The following is a 15558-nucleotide window of genomic DNA, read 5'->3' as shown; positions in this document are numbered from 1 at the left end:
CACATGCAACGTGCTTCTGGTCTGGGGAGAGCGTGGATTATTGCCCCTGAGACGACAATCCCAATCGTTGAAAACAGCCGGTTTTTGGCGTTACTTATCCCCTATGTCGCCCAGAAAGGGGACGGGGTCGCCGCGGCCCCCGCGCGGGGCGACCTCATTCGGCGAAATGTCGGGTTTTTTGGCGGTTCTTATCGGCTATGGCCGGGCGCGATCGGCGTTACGCTGTGTGCAAATTTGGCGTAATCCCACCAGCAAGGAATCAGTAATGGCTGTATCAGGCTTGTCCGGCATCGAAAGCATGCTCCAGCAGATGCGCGCGGTCGTCAGCAAGGCGGAGACGGGCAACCTCGCCGCGGGCGAAATGGTCGGCCGGCCGGACGGCTTCGCCGCCGAACTGCAACGTTCCATCCGCCGCGTCACGAACGCCCAGAACGCGGCCACCGCCCAGGCCAAGGCCTTCGAGCTGGGCGCTCCGGACATTTCGCTCAACGACGTGATGATCGATCTGCAGAAAGCCAGCATCGGCTTCCAGACGGCGGTGCAGGTGCGCAACAAGCTGGTTGCGGCCTACAAGGAAATCTCCTCGATGTCCATCTGATCCAGGCCCGACACGCGGCTTTTCGCGGACTCAGCCGCGCTGGGCGCCTCGCTCGAGGCGCCATACCACCTGTTGCAGCCAGTTTTCCTGGCGCGCATCCAGATTCAGGAAGATTGCCCCGAGATGGCTTACCGGCGGCTCGCCGGTAAGGGACACATGCCGCGGGGCGGCCTCGCCGGGCTGGACGCCCTGCGTCATCGGCTGCCCGGAAACCGGATAGACGTTGCGCACCTCCAGGCTGGCGCTGATCCTGCCCAATTCGCCGAAGTCCAGCTGGACGTTCTCCATGATGGTCCCGCGCTGGGGCAGGGAGCCGACCTCCAGGCCGGCGCGCAGGCCCACGCCGTCCACCGAAATGTCGCGCACGGTGAAGCTGTGCGGCTTTTCCGTGGGCGAAGCCTGCCACGTCGCGTGGCTGCGGCTGGCGCTGGCGATCAGCGAGGCGCGGAACATCTTGCGGCGCTGGATCCGGGCCAGGCGTTCAGGGAAGGGCGATACCAGCGCGGCGCTGCCGTCGTCGAAATGGATGACTTCCGGCCGCTGCACCCGGAAACGGATCTGCACGCCGCCGTAGGCCGTGGCATTGAAATAGAAGGTGGTGCCGGTCAGCAGGCCCATGCTGTCGGCGTGTTCGAAGTCCGCGCCGGCATAGTCGCGCGGACGCCAGAAGAACTGCTGCGTCTGCTTGTCCGCGCCCAGGATGAACACGGCCATCTCGCGATCCGCGGCGTCGCGCACCAGGATGTGGCTGTCGGGGTGGGTCAGCTCGAACAGGGCTGCGCGCATGTCTTCCGGCCGGGTCAGCAGGAATTCCGGGTCGCTGGCGTCCATCACGATGGTCGTCCTCAATCAGTAGGGTCAGGCGGGGGGCGCGGATTCGGGAAGCTCGCGCGATTCCAGGCGGTACAGCCAAGCCAGCAATTCTGCCACCGCTACGTAGAGTTGGGGCGGGATATGCGCGTCCAGGTCCACCTGCATCAGCAGGCCGACGAGTTCGCGCGATTCATGGACATAGAGGCCGTTTTCCTGGGCGGCGCGGACGATGGTGTCGGCCAGCTGCCCATAGCCCTTGGCGACCACGCGCGGCGCGTCGTCCTTTTCTTCGTAGGAGATGGCGACCGCCGCATTGCGGTTCGCATTGGGGCCGGCGTCCGGGGAGTTTGCGGGCGTGTTCATCAGATATCGGCCGGAATGGCGGGACGCGGCTCCACCACGCTCACCGACAGATTGCTCAGGGTCAGGCCGGCGGCCAGCAGGCGCGAGCGCAGCGTGTCCGACGCGTCATGGATTTCGGAGGCGCTGTGCGGAGCCACGAGCTGCAGGACCAGTTGGTCGCCGGCCAGGTTCAGGCGCGCGTCCACCAGCCCCAGGCGCGGAAGGTCCAGTTTCAAGCGGGTGGCCCACGTCGGAACCGAGGAATCGGGGTCGCCGCCATAAGGGTCGCGCTGCACCTCCCATTCCATGGGCGCGCCGGGCCAGGCCTCGCCTTGCCAGGTGAGCGCCTGGTTGGCCAGCACGTCGAGCTGCTGGCGCACCAGCACGGTCAGGTCCTGGTGGATGCCGCTGACGGGCGAGCCGGGCGTCGGCGGCGAGGCGGCGCCGGAGGAGGCCGTGGAGGCCGGCGCGTCGCTGCCGCCGCGGGCGGCGGCGGGCGATTCGGACCGGGCGCGGGCGGGCGCGGTGTTTTTTGCCGCCGCGTCCTTGTCCAGCCGGGCCTGGGGCTCTTCGCGTAGCTGGGCCGGAGTCGCGCGGCCGAAAACCAGGTCGGTCAGGTGGGACTCATAGAACAGGCCGCTGGTCTGCAGCGCCTGGCGCAGGGCCTGGCCGAGCGCGCGGGCGGAGGGACCGCCGGCCGCAAGCGCGGCGTGCGCCGCGGCGTCGGGACCCTTGGCTCCGGCGGGGACGTCGGCATGGGCGGCCGGACGGTCCGGTTTGCCGGCTGCGGCCATGCCGTCCGCGGTTGCCTGCGGCTGGGCCGCGGCGGCTTGTCCGGGCGTTTGCGGCGCGGCCGGTGCGGGCTGCCCGGGCAGGCCCGCCTGGCCTGCGGGCGCCTGGGCGGGCGCGCCGGGCGGCAGGCCGGCAGCGCCGTTGGCGCTCCAGAGGGGGGCGCGGCCCTGCAGCGCCGGCGCGGCTTCGGGATACTGGGCGAGCAGGGCAAGAATGGTGCGCGCCGTCGTGCCCAGCGTGGTCGGGGCCGAGGCCGTGGTGTCGCTGCTGGTGACCAGCCCGCGGGCCGCCAAGGCCAGCGCGGCAGCCGTTTTTGCGTCGATGACGGTATTCTGGCGGTCGCCCCGGGCGCCGCCTGCCTGCACGCCTTGCCGGGGATCGCGGGCCGAGCCGTCCGACGGGCCGGGCTTTTCCGGGCTGCCGGGCTGGCTGACGGCGTCCGGCCGCGCGCCGGAGACGAGATTCGCGTTGGCGGCGGACATCGTCGTGCCAAGCACGGCGTCCAACCGCTGCACCAGGACGTTGCCGAGTGCGGCGGGACCTACGCTCATTCTTCAGACGCCTGGTGGCCGTAGGCGGACAGGAGGGTCTGCTGGCGCTTCATGCGTCCCAGCAATTCTCCGAGGCGCGCCAACTGCGGCAGAGCGAGGTCCCGCGTTTGGGCATCGTTTTCGAGAATGCGCACGAGCAGGTCGTACTTCATGGCACGGCCGGACTCGTCCAGCGGCGCCGCATGTTCCACCTGGCGCAGACGTTCCACTCGTTCGCAGTAAAGCTGGCCATGGATCATTGCCCCGTCCCAGTCGCCCAGTTGGGCGGCCGCTAGCATTTCTCCCGTGATGAGGGCGATCTCCTGGTAGTGTTCCAGGATGGGCGAAGTGTGCTGGGTAATGGACGTCATGGAAATCTCGGGCGTTCGATGGCTGGGGCTATGCGTATGCCACGCCTTCAAGGCTGCGTGCCGGCTGCGGAGCGGTCTACGGAGGTTTGCCAGGCCTCGGCCAGATCCGCCAACAGGCGGTCCGCCGTTTCGAGCGCTTCTTCATCAGCGCGCAGATTCGCCAACAGCAGTGTGCGGACGATGTAGTCGTACAGGCGGGCGAGGTTAGCGGCAATTTCGCCGCCCGCCTCCATGTTCAAGCCCGTTTTCAGGCCTTCATCGACAATCTTGATTGCCTTCGAAAGCGCCGCGCCCCGCTCCATTGCCCTGCCTTCCTGCAGATGGAGGCGGGCCTGTCCAATTGCGGCCCGGGCTCCCGAGTACAGCAGTGAAATCAGCCTTTCCGGGCTGGCGCCCAGGACCTGGGTCTCCAGGCCGATGTCGGTGTAGGAACGCACGGAATAGGAGCCGGTTGGACGGCGGGCGGCGTAAGTCATCAAGGCATCTTCTATAAATTACTTGGATTTGCTCAGGGCCGCGAACTGCTGGGTCAGGTAGTTGGCCGTGACAGTCTGCTGCGATACGAACTTGTCCAGCGCGATGAATTGGGCGCGCATGGCAGCAATGGACGCATCGCTCGAGGCTTTGGCGCGAGCGAGCTGGTCTTTCACGTCCTTGATGGATTCGTTCAGGCCGTCCTGGCTGATCTTGATGGAGCCGTTGCTGCCAAGAATGGTCTTGGTGGCAGCGTCGAACCGGGCCGCGAGGCCGTCGGTCGACGTCATGATGCGTTTGACGTCGGCGGGGTTGCCGGTCAATGCCTTGTCCAGCTCTTTCTGGTCCAGTTTCAACTGGCCGGTCTTGGGATCCATCGAAATGCCCAGGTCTGCCAAGGAGCGCAGTGCGCCCTCGGACGTGACCACCTGCAATGCGTTGGACATGGACGACTGGATGCCGCGGGCGGTGTTGTCGCCGGTCAGGGCCTGATTGGTTTCGGCCGCGACGTCGAATGCCGTCAGTTTGCTGATCGTGCTCTGCAGCGAGTTGTAGGCATTGACGAAATCCTGGACCGCCTTGCTGGCCACGCTGGTGTCGCTCTGCAGCTTCAGCGTGACGACTTTGTCGGCGCCCGTCGTGCTGTCCTTGCCGGTAATCGCGGTCAGGTTCAGCGTGATGCCATCGATGGCGGTCGAGACATTGTTGCTGCCGCTCTTGACGGTGATGCCGTTGATCTCGATTTCCGAGTCCGCAGCCGCCGTCTGTTGCGTCATTTCCTGGCTCCAGCCGGCGTTGTAGCTCAGGATGTTCTTCAGCTTGTCGTCGCCCGTCACCGTGATGGACTTGACCGACGCCTGTACGCCCGTGTCCTTGGCGCTAAGCATCAGGTAGCTGCCGCTTTCGTTGGTAATGATGGTGGCGCGCACGCCAGCCTTGTCGTCGCTGTTGATGGCCTTGGCGATACCGTTCAGCGAAGTGTCGCCGTTCAGCTCGATCGTGTGCTTGTCGCCATTGGTAAGCTCGATTTCAAACGAGCCGTCGGCGCCGTTGGTAGCGGTGCGGTCTCCGACGTTGCCGGACTGCAGCGTTTGGGCGGCGGCCAGATTCTTCACTTTGATGGCGTATTCGCCCATCGTGGCGCCATCTTCGCCGATGGTCGCGGTCAGTCCGTCGCCTACCACGTTGGCCTTGACGGCGTCCAGGGTCGACGACTTGCCCAGGGCTGCCGCCGCTTTCTGCAAGGCTTCCACTGCGCTTTGGATCTGGCCATAGGCGCTCACCCGGGCTTCGTAGCTGGCCTGACGGTTGGTGTACAGGCTCAGCTTCTTGTCCTCAGCAGCCTGAAGCTTCGTGAGGATCTCCTCGAGCGGGAGTCCGGTGGTCGAACCGAGATTGGTAATAGAAGCCATGTGAAATCCTTCCTAGCGATGCGATTCTGTCAAAAATACGGAGCCGGCGATTGGCCGGGTAAGGGCATAAGGCATGCCTAATTCGGTGCTTCTGGCGCGGATTGGCGCCGAAAACTGGATAAACACCGTTTTAATTCGAGCATCAGGCGCTCGTCTTGATGCCGTTGCCCTGCATGTTCACGATCATTTTGGCGATTCTCAGCACGGCCTCGCTGGGAATGGTGCGAACGACGTCGCCCGATTCCGCGTCCACGACGGACACCACCACCTGGTGCACGTCGGGGTCGATTTCGAATTGCAGTTGGGTGGACCAGGCCTTCATCTGGTCGTTGATTTCCTCCAGCGCCTTGTCCAGGGGCAGCTTTTGCGAATCGGATTGACCCGACGTGGCGCTGTCGGAGGCTCCGCTGTTCGTCGCGGTTGCGGCGGGCGTCACGCTGATGGCCGGCTCCGCCACGACGGGGGCGGGCGCGACCGGCGCGGGTGCGAACGATACAGGGGCTAACGGGGTTACGGCCATGATCACTCCAACGGCGATGAGGGCGTCTCGGAGGAACGCGCTGTTTTCAGGGAATTCTCAGCTACCATTACGGCAGGCGCGCAGGGAACTTTAGCCTCGGGCGGGCCAGATGTTTCACACGCTAAGGGTTCGGATGGGGCAATGAGTGTCAAGACGGCGCTGAGAGTTATCGAAATCATCGAAACCTATGCCCGCGAGAAGCGCGCGCTGCCCTTGTCGGAACTGGCCCGGTTGCTCGACGTGCCGGTTTCCAGCTGCCTGGCGCTGATACGCACCCTGACCGGCCTGGGCTACCTGTACGAGACCGGCCGGCGCCAGGGCTACTACCCGACGGGCCGGCTGCTGGCCATGGCGCAGCGCATCGCGCGCGCCGATCCCGTGCTGGACCGGGTCTATCCCAGCCTGACGGAATTGCGGGACGCCACCCGCGAAACCATCGTTTTCGCCAAACTCAGCCAGGATGGCCGGGTCGTGTACCTGGACGTGCTGGATTCGCCACATACGATCCGATACGCGCCCGTTGCGGGCGAGTTCAAGGACGTACACGCCAATTCGCTGGGCAAGGCGCTTCTGTCGCTGCTCGACGAAGGCGCGCGGGACTCGCTCCTGGCGGGCATGTCCATGACCCGTCACAACGAGCGCACGCTGGTCACGCGCGAAGCCCTGCTGGACGATCTTCGGCTGTCGCGCCAGCGCGGATGGTTCATGAACAGCGGGGAGTCCATTCCGGACGTGGGCGCGATCGCCTGGCCGGTCACCCTGTCGGGCGAGCACTACGCGATTTCGGTGGGCGGCCCGATCTACCGGATCGAGCCGCAGCAGGAGAACTACGCCCGCATCCTGAGGGCGGCCTGCACGGGGCTGGAGCAGCAGGCCTGAGGCAGGGCCCGCCGTCCGCGGGGCTCAATAGGATTTGGGCAGCCCCAGCACCTTTTCCGCGATGAAGCACATGATCAGCTGCGGGCTGACCGGCGCGATGCGGGGGATGAAGCTTTCTCGCAGCAGCCGCTCTACGTGGTATTCCTTGGCGTAGCCCATGCCGCCCAGCGTCATGACCGCGGTCTGGCAGGCGTTGTAGCCGGCTTCCGCAGCCAGGTACTTGGCCGTGTTGGCAAAGGGGCCGCAGGGCTTGCCCGCGTCGTACAGGCTGGCGGCCTTGAATACCATCAGGTCCGCCGCCTCCAGCTGCATCCAGGCCTGGGCCAGCGGATGCTGGATGCCCTGGTTCTGGCCTATCGGACGGCCGAACACGGTGCGTTCGCCTGCGTATTTCACCGCGCGGTCCAGCGCGGCGCGGCCGATGCCCACGGCTTCGGCCGCGATCAGGATGCGTTCCGGATTCAGGCCGTGCAGGATGTATTCGAATCCCCGGCCTTCCTCGCCGATGCGGTCCGCCACGGGGATGCGCAGGCCGTCGATGAACAGCATGTTCGAGTCCACGGCCTTGCGGCCCATTTTCTCGATCTCGCGCACCTCGATCCGCTCCCGGTCCAGGTCGGTATAGAACAGCGACAGGCCCTGCGTGGGCTTTTCCACTTCCGACAGCGGCGTGGTGCGCGCCAGCAGCAGCATCTTGTTGGCGACCTGCGCCGTCGAAATCCAGATCTTGCGGCCGTGCACGATGTATTCATCGCCCTGGCGCACGGCGCGGGTGCTGAGCTTGGTCGTGTCGAGGCCGGCGTCCGGTTCGGTCACGGCGAAGCAGGCCTTCTCGCGGCCCGCGATCAGCGGTTCCAGCCAGCGGCCGCGCTGCTCGTCGGTGCCGAACACCACGACAGGATTCAGCCCGAAGATATTCATATGGACCGCGGACGCGCCGGTGAAGCCGGCTCCGGAGGCGGCGATGGTCTGCATCATCAGGGCGGCTTCGGTCATGCCCAGGCCGGCGCCGCCGTATTCCTGGGGCATGGCGATGCCCAGCCAGCCGTCGCGCGCCAGGTCGGCGTGCAGCGGCTCCGGAAAGCCGCCTTCGCGGTCGCGCTCCAGCCAGTATTCGTCGGGATAGCGTTCGCAGATGCGGGAGACCGCGTCGCGCAGCGCCAGCTGGTCGGGAGTGAAGTCAAAGTCCATCAGTCGTTTCCATCCTTGGTGATGCCACGGGCGGCCATGGCGTTGATCCATTCGTCGTCGTAGCCGGCTTCCTCGAGCACCTCGCGGCTGTGCTGGCCCAGCCTGGGGGCGGGCCGGCTCAGGGCGGTCGGCGTGCCCTCGTACCTGCCCAGCGGAGCGGTGGTGCGTATCGGGCCTTCGCTGGGATGGTCCAGGCGCCGGATGAAGCCGGTCGCGGCCAGGTGCTCGTCTTCCAGCAGGCCGTCCACCGTATAGAGTTGCGAGGCCGGGATGTCCGCGCGCGCGAGGTCTTCCAGCCAGTCCTGGCTGGGGCGCGTGGCGATCACCTCGGCGACGTAGGCGTAGACCTCGCTGATATGGGCGGCGCGCGCGCCGTGCGAGCAGAAGCGCGGGTCTTCCGAGAGTTCGGGTTTGCCGATCAGGGCGAAGAAGTTCCGCCAGTGCTTGTCGTTGTAGATCAGCAGGCAGATATAGCCGTCGGCGGTGGCGTAGGGGCGGCGGTGCGGCGCGAGCAGGCGCGCGTAGCCGGTCGGCCCCAGCGGGGGCTCGAAGGTGGCGCCGCCCAGGTGGTCGCCCAGGACGAGGTGGGCCATGCCTTCGAACATGGGGATCTCCACCTGCTGGCCGCGGCCCGTGGCCCGCGCATGCAGCACCGAGGACACCAGGGCGATGCCCACGTGCAGGCCGACGGCGCGGTCGGCCAGGGTCAGCGGCGCGTAGCGCGGCAATTCGCCGCTTTGCTGGGCGGACAGGGCGGCGATGCCGGTCTGGCCCTGGATCAGATCGTCGTAGGCGGGCCGGCCGGCGTAGGGGCCTGCCTCGCCGAAGCCATAGGCGCCCAGGTAGACGATGCGCGGATTGCGGGCCGCGACCGCTTCATAGGACAGGCCCAGGCGAGCCATGGCCTGAGGCCGGATGTTATAGAGCAGGGCATCGCAGCTCTCGGCCAGCTTCAGGCAGGCGTCCAGGCCTTCGGGCGTCTTCAGGTCCAGCACGACCGAGCGCTTGTTGCGGTTCAGGTGCAGATACAGATGGCCCATGCCGGGGTTGCGCATGGGGCCGACGGCCCGCAGATTGTCGCCCGTGGGCGGTTCCACCTTGATGACGTCCGCGCCCAGGTCGCCCAGGACCTGGGTTGCGTAGGGACCCATGACGACCGAGCTCAGGTCCAGGATGCGCACCCCGGCCAGGGGGCCGGGGGCGGCGGAAGCGGATTGTGCGGTCATTGCTGTTCGATCCCTGCGTCGCGGATCAGCTTGCCCCAGAGGTCGCGCTGTTCGCCGACGAACTGGCCGAAGGCTTGCGGCGTGCCGGAGAAGGCGTCGAATCCCAGGTCGGCCAGGCGTTTCTTGACGTCGGGCTTGGCAACCACCTGGTTGATGGCGGCATTGAGCTTGGCGACGATTTCGGGCGGCAGGCCCGCCGGGCCGAAGTAGCCGTTCCAGGAGTTCAGGTCGAAGTCCTGCACGCCCGCCTCGGCCATGGACGGCAGGTCAGGCACGATGGCGCTGCGTTCGGCGGTGGACACGGCCAGCGCCCGCAACTGGCCCGACTGGACGAAGGGCAGGCCGGACGCCAGGTCGGTGAACATGAAGTCCACCTGGCCGCCGACCACGTCGGTCAGGCTCTGCGGCGTGCCTTTGTAGGGCACGTGCAGGATGTCGATCTTGGCGCGGTTGGCCAGGGTGGCGCCGGCGACGATGCCGGTGCTGTTGCCGCTGGCGTAGGTGATGCGGCCCGGATGCTGGCGCGCGTCGGCAATGAGGTCTCCGACCGTTTTCCACGGGCGCTTCGGGTTGACGACCAGGATGAAGGGCAGGTTGCCGCCACGGGCGATGGGCGTGAAGTCCTTGACCGGATCGTAGGGCACGTTCTTCATCAGCCACGGGGCGGCTGAATGCGAGGTGTTGGTGGTGACGAACAGGGTGTAGCCGTCCGGCTTGGCGCGCGCCACGTAGCTGGCTGCAATGGTGGCGTTGGCGCCGGGCTTGTTTTCCACCACGATCTGCTGGCCCAGGATGGCCGACAGTTCGGAGCCGAAGATGCGCCCCACGGCGTCCGTGCCGGAACCGGCCGGGAAGGGAACGATCAGGGTGATGGGCTTGGTGGGGTAATCGGCGGCCTGGGCGGCAGGCGCGCCCATCAGGGCCGCCCCGCTGACCAGGACGGCGCTCAGCAGGCTCGGGAATTTCATGGGGTTGTCTCCTGTGTAGTCGGTCCGGGGCCGGCTTCTGCGGCCGCTGTCCCGGAGTGTGCCGCGTCAGGCGGCCGGGGGATTTGCCGGAAAGTCGCGGATTACGCGCTCGGGGGATTCTTCGTAGGGGGGCGTGTAGATCACCAGCAGGCGCGCGGGCTCGTCGCTGGTGACCGTGAACACGTGGGGAATGTCGGGCGGGAAGTAACAGCAGTCGCCGGGGCCCATGTCGGCCCATTCGTCCTGCACCTGGGCGCGGGCTGTGCCCGAGATCAGGTAGCAGACCTGTTCAATGCCCGGATGGGCGTGCGGCAGGGCGCCCTTGCCCTTGTCGATGACGCCCAGCAACACCTCCACGCCGCGGGCGCCGACGGTGTCCGGGCCGATCAGCCGCCGATTGAGGGTGCCGGTGTGGTTGGCGGGGTGGTAGCCGGGGACGTCGGCCTCGCGGACGAGCCAGCTGGGCGTCTTGGATTGGGTCATGGATGCTTCACCAAAAATTCTCATATGTGAATTTATTTTTACGTATGGGAAAAATAACGGCAAGCGTTTTTTCCCGGCGGATACCGTGCCGCGCCCTAGGGGATTAGGGAAAACACCGGGCCCGGACTGCTAAAATCCAGCGCTGATCCCACTTCACGGCCCCGCCATGTCTTCTGTCCGCACGCCTGACGCTTCCGCAACCCTGTCCGATTGGCTGCAGTACCTGGAATCCATCCACGCCACCGCGATCGACATGGGCCTGGACCGGGTGCGGCAAGTGGCGGCCCGCATGGAGCTGGAGCTTTCCGCCGTGAAGTTCGTCGTCGGCGGCACCAATGGCAAGGGCTCCACCTGTGCCATGCTGGAAGCCATCCTGCTGGCGGCCGGCTACAAGGTCGGGCTGTATACCTCCCCGCACCTGATCGATTTCAACGAGCGCGCCCGCATCAACGGCCAGATCGCAACGGACGAGGCCCTGATCGCCCAGTTCCAGGCGGTCGAGGCGGCGCGTGGCGACGTTTCCCTCACGTACTTCGAATTCACCACCCTGGCCATTCTGCGGCTGTTCTCGCAATCCCGCCTGGACGCCGTGGTGCTGGAAGTGGGGCTGGGCGGCCGCCTGGACGCCGTCAATATCGTCGATGCCGATTGCGCCATCGTCACCAGCGTGGACCTGGACCACACCGACTGGCTGGGCGACACGCGGGAGAAGATCGGCTTCGAGAAGGCTCACATCTATCGCGCCGGCCGCCCCGCCATCTGCAGCGATCCGGTGCCGCCCCAGTCCCTGCTGGACTACGTAGCGGAAATCGGCGCCGACCTGTGGCTCTTCGGCCGCGACTACAACTATTCGGGCGACCGGCAGCAATGGGCCTACGGCGGGCGCGAGCAGCGCCGCAACTCGCTGGCCTATCCGGCGCTGCGCGGCGCCAACCAGCTGCTGAACGCCTCGGCGGCGCTGGCCGCGCTGGAGTCCATCCGCGATCGCCTGCCCGTGCCGCAGCAGGCCGTGCGCCTGGGGCTGCTGCAGGCGTCGCTGCCCGGCCGGTTCCAGATCCTGCCCGGCCAGCCCGCGGTCATCCTGGACGTGGCCCACAATCCGCACGCGGCGGCGGTGCTGGCCCAGAACCTCGACAACATGGGTTTCCACCCCTATACCCACGCGGTATTCGGCATGCTCAACGACAAGGACCTGGCCGGTGTCGTGGCCAAGCTGGGCACGCGCATCGACTACTGGTATTGCGCCGGCCTGCCGGGCGCCCGCGGCACCGCCGGAGAGGACCTGGCGGCGCAGGTCGCCGCCGCATTGCCGCCGGTGCCGGCGGGCGGCGAAAGCCCGGGCATCACCGCCTATGCCGATCCTGCCCAGGCCTTCGCGGCCGCGCGCGAACGGGCGGGCGAGAATGATAGAATCGTGGTGTTCGGATCGTTTCTCACCGTAGCCTCGGTTTTGCAGGCTCTGGGTCGCAAGGCATAGGCAAGAACGGGTCAGACGCTCCAGGGCGGCCCGCCGCCATATAGCCGCAAGGAATTCTCCTCCATGGGTTTTTTCAAACGCAAAGATCCTGCCGACCAGGCGCAGTCCTCCAAAAGGGCGGCAGTGCCTAGCGAGGTCCAGGCTGCGGAGCTGCGCGGCCGCGCGCGGCGCAGGCTCGCGGGCGCCATCGCGCTGGTCCTGGCAGCCGTCATCATCCTGCCCATGGTGCTCGATTCCCAGCCCGTGCCGGTGGCCGACAACATCCCCATCAAGGTGCCGGAACGCAATACGCCGTTCCAGCCGCAAGTGAGCGAGCCGCAAGTCGCCGCGCCGGAGACGCCGGCGCCGGCTGCCGCGCCCACCGAGCCTTCGTCCGTGCCCACGCCGCCGCCGATCACTTCCGTGCCGGCGCCCATCGCCGCCGCGCCGGCCCAGCCGCCCGCGTCGCAGCCGGCGGCGCCGCCCGCCGCCACGCCCAAGCCGGCCGCGCCGGCGCCCAAGCCCGAACCCAAGCCGGCCACGCCGCCCAAGCCGGACACGCGCTCCGATGACGGCGCGCGCGCCCTGGCGCTGCTGGAAGGCCGCGCGGCGCCGGCCGCGCCCGCGCCCAAGCCGGCCGCCAAGGGCAATTTCGTGCTCCAGATCGCCGCCTACACGACCTCGGAAGACGCCCAGTCGCGCCGCAGCAAGCTGCACCAGGCCGGGGTCACGAACGCATTCGTCGAACAGGCCACCATCGGTGGCAAGCAGCAGTACCGCCTGCGCGTGGGGCCGTTCCCCTCGCGCGAGGCGGCGCAGGCGGCCCAGGCGCGCTTGCGCACCCTGGGCTATGACAATGGTTTCATCGCCGCGCAATAGTGACCGGCTTCGACTTCGTCGTGCTGGCCATCCTGGTGGTTTCGGGTGTGCTCGGCCTGGTGCGCGGCCTGCTCAAAGAGGTGCTGTCGCTGGTCGCCTATCTGCTGGCCTTCGTGGCCGCGATATGGTGGGGCCCCACGGTCTATACCTGGCTGGAGCCCTATATTGAAACGACGCTGCTGCGCATGGGAGTCTCCTACGCGGCGGTGTTCATCATCGTGTTGCTCGGCGTGGGGTTGGTCAATATGACGCTTGCCGCCCTGATCCGCAGCACCGGGCTCAGCCCCGCCGATCACGGCCTGGGCGGAATGTTCGGGCTGGCCCGTGGTCTATTGATCGTGCTGGCGCTGGTCGCCGCCGCAGGGTACACGCCGCTGCCGCAAGAGCCGTGGTGGCAGGACGCCATGTTTTCGCATTCGGCCATCGAGGCCATCAAACATATCAAGACGTGGCTGCCGCCAACCCTGGCGACGTGGCTGCCGTATTGATTAGCTTCAAATCAACCAGGAAATCTCACCATGTGTGGAATCGTAGGGGTCATCGGGCGCGGGCCGGTCAACCAGCTGCTCTATGACAGCTTGCTGCTGTTGCAGCACCGCGGGCAGGACGCCGCGGGCATCGCGACGTCGCAAGGCAACCAGTTCAATATGTACAAGGCCCACGGTCTGGTGCGCGACGTCTTCCGTACGCGCAACATGCGCGCGCTGCCCGGTACGTCCGGCATCGGCCAGGTCCGCTATCCCACGGCGGGCTCCAGCGCCAGCGAGGAAGAGGCCCAGCCGTTCTACGTGAATGCGCCGTTCGGCATCATGTTCGCCCACAACGGCAACCTGACCAACTGGCGCGAACTGCGCGAGTCCCTGTACCGCGTCGACCGCCGCCACATCAATACCAATTCCGATTCGGAAGTGCTGTTGAATGTGCTGGCCCACGAGCTGCAATCGGCCGCCAATGGCGTTTCGCTGGACGACGACGCGATGTTCCGGGCCGTGTCCGCCGTGCACAAGCGCGTGCGCGGCGCCTACGCCGTGGTCGCCCAGATCTCGGGCTACGGCCTGCTCGCCTTCCGCGACCCCAACGGCATCCGTCCGCTGTGCATCGGCCGCCAGGAAACCGAAGAGGGCGTGGAATGGATGGTCGCCTCGGAATCGGTGGCCCTGGAAGGCAGCGGCTTCGCTTTCGTGCGCGACGTCGAGCCGGGCGAGGCCGTGTTCGTCGACCTGGACGGCCGCTTCGTCAGCCGCCAGTGCGCCGAGAACCCTCAACTGGTGCCCTGCATCTTCGAATACGTGTACTTCGCGCGTCCGGACTCGCTGATCGACGGCGTGTCGGTCTACGACGCGCGCCTGCGCATGGGCGAATACCTGGCCGACAAAGTGGCGCGCAACATGCGCCTGGGCGACATCGACGTGGTCATGCCGATCCCGGATTCGTCGCGTCCGGCCGCCATGCAGCTGGCCGCCCGCCTGAACCTGGACTACCGTGAAGGCCTGATCAAGAACCGCTACGTGGGCCGCACCTTCATCATGCCGGGCCAGGCCGTGCGCCGGAAGTCCGTGCGCCAGAAGCTCAACGCCATCGGCATGGAGTTCAAGGGCAAGAATGTGCTGCTGGTCGATGACTCCATCGTGCGCGGCACCACCAGCCGCGAGATCGTCGACATGGCCCGCGCCGCCGGCGCCAACAAGGTGTATTTCGCCTCCGCCGCGCCTCCGGTCCGTTTCCCCAACGTTTACGGCATCGACATGCCCACGCAGAGCGAGCTGATCGCCACTGGCCGCAGCGACGAGGAAATCGCCCGCGCCATCGGCGCCGACAACCTGGTCTACCAGGACCTGCACGACATGCAGCAGGCGGTCCGGGACATCAACCCCAAGCTGTCGCGTTTCGAGGCGTCCTGCTTCGACGGCGAGTATGTCACCGGCGACATCACCGCCGAGTACCTGGCGCGCCTGGGGCAGTCCCGCAGCGAGTCCGGCGAGGAGGGCGGCGCCAGCGGCCTGCAGTTCAATATGGGCTACGCCGCCAACGACGCCTGACCCGCCAGGCTGCGGGAACGAAAAGCCGCCCCGTCTGGGCGGCTTTTTTTCGGCCAGCTGCGTTCAGGCGGCGGCCTTCCACAGCGCCACGTTCGTGGCTTCCAGATGCGTCAGATATAGCCGCAGGTCGAACTCGTACTGGTGGTACTGCGGCTCCATGTGCAGGCACAGGTTGTAGAAGGCCCGGTTGTGGTCCTTCTCCTTGAGGTGGGCCAGCTCATGGACGGCGATCATTTTCAGGAATTCGGCCGGCACGGTCTTGAACAGCGTCGCCACGCGGATTTCGTGCTTGGCCTTCAGCTTCCCGCCCTGCACGCGCGAGACGTAGGTGTGCTGGCCCAGCGCGTGCTGGATCACGTGGATCTTGCTGTCGAACGCAACCTTGTTGATCTGGTCGCCGTTGCGCATGTAGGCGTTCTTCAGATCCGTTACGTATTGGTAGAGCGCGCGGTCGGTGCGCACGCCGTGCGCGCCCTCGGAGTAGCGGGACAGCAGGGCGGCGCCGAGCTTGCCTTCGTCGAGCAGCTTGCGCGCCTGTTGCAGCAGGGGTTCCGGATAGCCGGCGAGGTATTTCAAAGGGGCCAC

18 protein-coding genes are annotated in these 15558 nt (G+C 66.7%); 6 read left to right on the top strand and 12 right to left on the bottom strand.

Annotated features, from left to right (window positions below):
- Positions 1–265: 265 nt before the first annotated feature.
- Positions 266–598: a flagellar hook-basal body complex protein FliE gene (gene fliE, locus ACN6PJ_RS15310; protein ID WP_427996710.1), complete on the top strand. Its 333-nt coding sequence runs from the start codon at positions 266–268 to the stop codon at positions 596–598.
- 30 nt (positions 599–628) lie between these two features.
- Here the strand turns inward: fliE and ACN6PJ_RS15305 are convergent, their stop codons facing one another.
- The 7 genes from ACN6PJ_RS15305 to ACN6PJ_RS15275 all read right to left on the bottom strand — a co-directional run bounded on the left by ACN6PJ_RS15305 (position 629) and on the right by ACN6PJ_RS15275 (position 5852).
- Entirely contained in the window at positions 629–1429 is an 801-nt protein-coding gene (locus tag ACN6PJ_RS15305) for a flagellar brake protein (protein ID WP_427996730.1), read from the bottom strand.
- A 27-nt stretch (positions 1430–1456) separates the two neighbouring features.
- The gene (locus ACN6PJ_RS15300; protein ID WP_427996709.1) at positions 1457–1774 is read right to left on the bottom strand and encodes an EscU/YscU/HrcU family type III secretion system export apparatus switch protein; all 318 of its coding nucleotides are present in this window, start codon (positions 1772–1774) and stop codon (positions 1457–1459) included.
- Positions 1774–3096 carry a flagellar hook-length control protein FliK gene (locus tag ACN6PJ_RS15295; protein ID WP_427996708.1) on the bottom strand — a complete coding sequence of 441 codons (1323 nt, stop codon included), beginning with the start codon at positions 3094–3096 and terminating at the stop codon, positions 1774–1776. The genes ACN6PJ_RS15300 and ACN6PJ_RS15295 overlap by 1 nt, the downstream gene beginning before the upstream one ends.
- The gene (locus ACN6PJ_RS15290; protein WP_427996707.1) at positions 3093–3446 is read right to left on the bottom strand and encodes a flagellar protein FliT; all 354 of its coding nucleotides are present in this window, start codon (positions 3444–3446) and stop codon (positions 3093–3095) included. Before ACN6PJ_RS15290 ends, ACN6PJ_RS15295 begins: the two co-directional genes overlap by 4 nt.
- A 47-nt stretch (positions 3447–3493) precedes the next feature.
- Positions 3494–3922: a flagellar export chaperone FliS gene (gene fliS, locus ACN6PJ_RS15285; RefSeq protein WP_427996706.1), complete on the bottom strand. Its 429-nt coding sequence runs from the start codon at positions 3920–3922 to the stop codon at positions 3494–3496.
- An 18-nt stretch (positions 3923–3940) separates the two neighbouring features.
- Entirely contained in the window at positions 3941–5332 is a 1392-nt protein-coding gene (gene fliD / locus ACN6PJ_RS15280; protein ID WP_427996705.1) for a flagellar filament capping protein FliD, read from the bottom strand.
- A gap of 142 nt (positions 5333–5474) precedes the next feature.
- Positions 5475–5852: a flagellar protein FlaG gene (locus ACN6PJ_RS15275; RefSeq protein WP_427996704.1), complete on the bottom strand. Its 378-nt coding sequence runs from the start codon at positions 5850–5852 to the stop codon at positions 5475–5477.
- A 141-nt stretch (positions 5853–5993) separates the two neighbouring features.
- On the opposite strand from ACN6PJ_RS15275, the gene ACN6PJ_RS15270 reads away from it, so the two are divergent.
- Positions 5994–6731, top strand: a complete 738-nt coding sequence (locus ACN6PJ_RS15270) for an IclR family transcriptional regulator (RefSeq protein ID WP_427996703.1) — start codon at positions 5994–5996, stop codon at positions 6729–6731.
- 24 nt (positions 6732–6755) lie between these two features.
- Here ACN6PJ_RS15270 and ACN6PJ_RS15265 read toward each other — a convergent pair whose 3' ends face one another.
- From ACN6PJ_RS15265 to ACN6PJ_RS15250, 4 genes are all read right to left on the bottom strand, one after another.
- On the bottom strand, positions 6756–7922 hold the full coding sequence (locus ACN6PJ_RS15265) for an acyl-CoA dehydrogenase family protein (protein WP_427996702.1): 1167 nt from the start codon (positions 7920–7922) through the stop codon (positions 6756–6758).
- Complete coding sequence (locus tag ACN6PJ_RS15260; RefSeq protein ID WP_427996701.1) at positions 7922–9148, bottom strand: CaiB/BaiF CoA transferase family protein; 1227 nt, start codon at positions 9146–9148, stop codon at positions 7922–7924. Before ACN6PJ_RS15260 ends, ACN6PJ_RS15265 begins: the two co-directional genes overlap by 1 nt.
- A complete protein-coding gene (locus ACN6PJ_RS15255) occupies positions 9145–10116 on the bottom strand; it encodes a Bug family tripartite tricarboxylate transporter substrate binding protein (RefSeq protein WP_427996700.1) in 972 nt (323 codons plus the stop codon). The genes ACN6PJ_RS15260 and ACN6PJ_RS15255 overlap by 4 nt, the downstream gene beginning before the upstream one ends.
- A 66-nt stretch (positions 10117–10182) precedes the next feature.
- Complete coding sequence (locus tag ACN6PJ_RS15250; protein WP_427996699.1) at positions 10183–10599, bottom strand: cupin domain-containing protein; 417 nt, start codon at positions 10597–10599, stop codon at positions 10183–10185.
- A 166-nt stretch (positions 10600–10765) separates the two neighbouring features.
- Between ACN6PJ_RS15250 and folC the strand changes: the two genes are divergently transcribed.
- The 4 genes from folC (at position 10766) to purF (ending at position 14973) form a co-directional block, all read left to right on the top strand.
- Positions 10766–12076 carry a bifunctional tetrahydrofolate synthase/dihydrofolate synthase gene (gene folC, locus ACN6PJ_RS15245; RefSeq protein ID WP_427996698.1) on the top strand — a complete coding sequence of 437 codons (1311 nt, stop codon included), beginning with the start codon at positions 10766–10768 and terminating at the stop codon, positions 12074–12076.
- A gap of 63 nt (positions 12077–12139) precedes the next feature.
- Complete coding sequence (locus ACN6PJ_RS15240; protein WP_427996697.1) at positions 12140–12934, top strand: SPOR domain-containing protein; 795 nt, start codon at positions 12140–12142, stop codon at positions 12932–12934.
- Positions 12934–13422 carry a CvpA family protein gene (locus tag ACN6PJ_RS15235; RefSeq protein WP_056316730.1) on the top strand — a complete coding sequence of 163 codons (489 nt, stop codon included), beginning with the start codon at positions 12934–12936 and terminating at the stop codon, positions 13420–13422. The genes ACN6PJ_RS15240 and ACN6PJ_RS15235 overlap by 1 nt, the downstream gene beginning before the upstream one ends.
- Positions 13423–13452: 30 nt before the next feature.
- Positions 13453–14973, top strand: coding sequence for an amidophosphoribosyltransferase (gene purF, locus ACN6PJ_RS15230; protein ID WP_043542861.1), 1521 nt, complete (start codon positions 13453–13455; stop codon positions 14971–14973).
- A 63-nt stretch (positions 14974–15036) separates the two neighbouring features.
- Here the strand turns inward: purF and ACN6PJ_RS15225 are convergent, their stop codons facing one another.
- Positions 15037–15558 carry a YgjP-like metallopeptidase domain-containing protein gene (locus tag ACN6PJ_RS15225; RefSeq protein ID WP_427996696.1) on the bottom strand — a complete coding sequence of 174 codons (522 nt, stop codon included), beginning with the start codon at positions 15556–15558 and terminating at the stop codon, positions 15037–15039.

Source organism: Achromobacter sp., assembly GCF_050285585.1.
In the GTDB taxonomy this organism is placed as follows: Bacteria; Pseudomonadota; Gammaproteobacteria; order Burkholderiales; family Burkholderiaceae_B; genus Achromobacter.
The sequence above is the reverse complement of the archived record's forward strand: the minus strand, read 5'-3'. Positions and strand labels throughout refer to the sequence as shown.

Bases quoted from the DNA above. Each gene is read 5' to 3' on its own strand.
- ACN6PJ_RS15290 (WP_427996707.1), bottom strand. From the start codon at position 3,446: ATGACGTCCATTACCCAGCACACTTCGCCCATCCTGGAACACTACCAG.
- ACN6PJ_RS15255 (WP_427996700.1), bottom strand. From the start codon at position 10,116: ATGAAATTCCCGAGCCTGCTGAGCGCCGTCCTGGTCAGCGGGGCGGCC.
- ACN6PJ_RS15250 (WP_427996699.1), bottom strand. From the start codon at position 10,599: ATGACCCAATCCAAGACGCCCAGCTGGCTCGTCCGCGAGGCCGACGTC.
- ACN6PJ_RS15305 (WP_427996730.1), bottom strand. From the start codon at position 1,429: ATGGACGCCAGCGACCCGGAATTCCTGCTGACCCGGCCGGAAGACATG.
- fliE (WP_427996710.1), top strand. From the start codon at position 266: ATGGCTGTATCAGGCTTGTCCGGCATCGAAAGCATGCTCCAGCAGATG.
- ACN6PJ_RS15275 (WP_427996704.1), bottom strand. From the start codon at position 5,852: ATGGCCGTAACCCCGTTAGCCCCTGTATCGTTCGCACCCGCGCCGGTC.
- folC (WP_427996698.1), top strand. From the start codon at position 10,766: ATGTCTTCTGTCCGCACGCCTGACGCTTCCGCAACCCTGTCCGATTGG.
- ACN6PJ_RS15270 (WP_427996703.1), top strand. From the start codon at position 5,994: ATGAGTGTCAAGACGGCGCTGAGAGTTATCGAAATCATCGAAACCTAT.
- fliD (WP_427996705.1), bottom strand. From the start codon at position 5,332: ATGGCTTCTATTACCAATCTCGGTTCGACCACCGGACTCCCGCTCGAG.
- ACN6PJ_RS15260 (WP_427996701.1), bottom strand. From the start codon at position 9,148: ATGACCGCACAATCCGCTTCCGCCGCCCCCGGCCCCCTGGCCGGGGTG.
- ACN6PJ_RS15265 (WP_427996702.1), bottom strand. From the start codon at position 7,922: ATGGACTTTGACTTCACTCCCGACCAGCTGGCGCTGCGCGACGCGGTC.
- fliS (WP_427996706.1), bottom strand. From the start codon at position 3,922: ATGACTTACGCCGCCCGCCGTCCAACCGGCTCCTATTCCGTGCGTTCC.
- purF (WP_043542861.1), top strand. From the start codon at position 13,453: ATGTGTGGAATCGTAGGGGTCATCGGGCGCGGGCCGGTCAACCAGCTG.
- ACN6PJ_RS15240 (WP_427996697.1), top strand. From the start codon at position 12,140: ATGGGTTTTTTCAAACGCAAAGATCCTGCCGACCAGGCGCAGTCCTCC.
- ACN6PJ_RS15300 (WP_427996709.1), bottom strand. From the start codon at position 1,774: ATGAACACGCCCGCAAACTCCCCGGACGCCGGCCCCAATGCGAACCGC.
- ACN6PJ_RS15295 (WP_427996708.1), bottom strand. From the start codon at position 3,096: ATGAGCGTAGGTCCCGCCGCACTCGGCAACGTCCTGGTGCAGCGGTTG.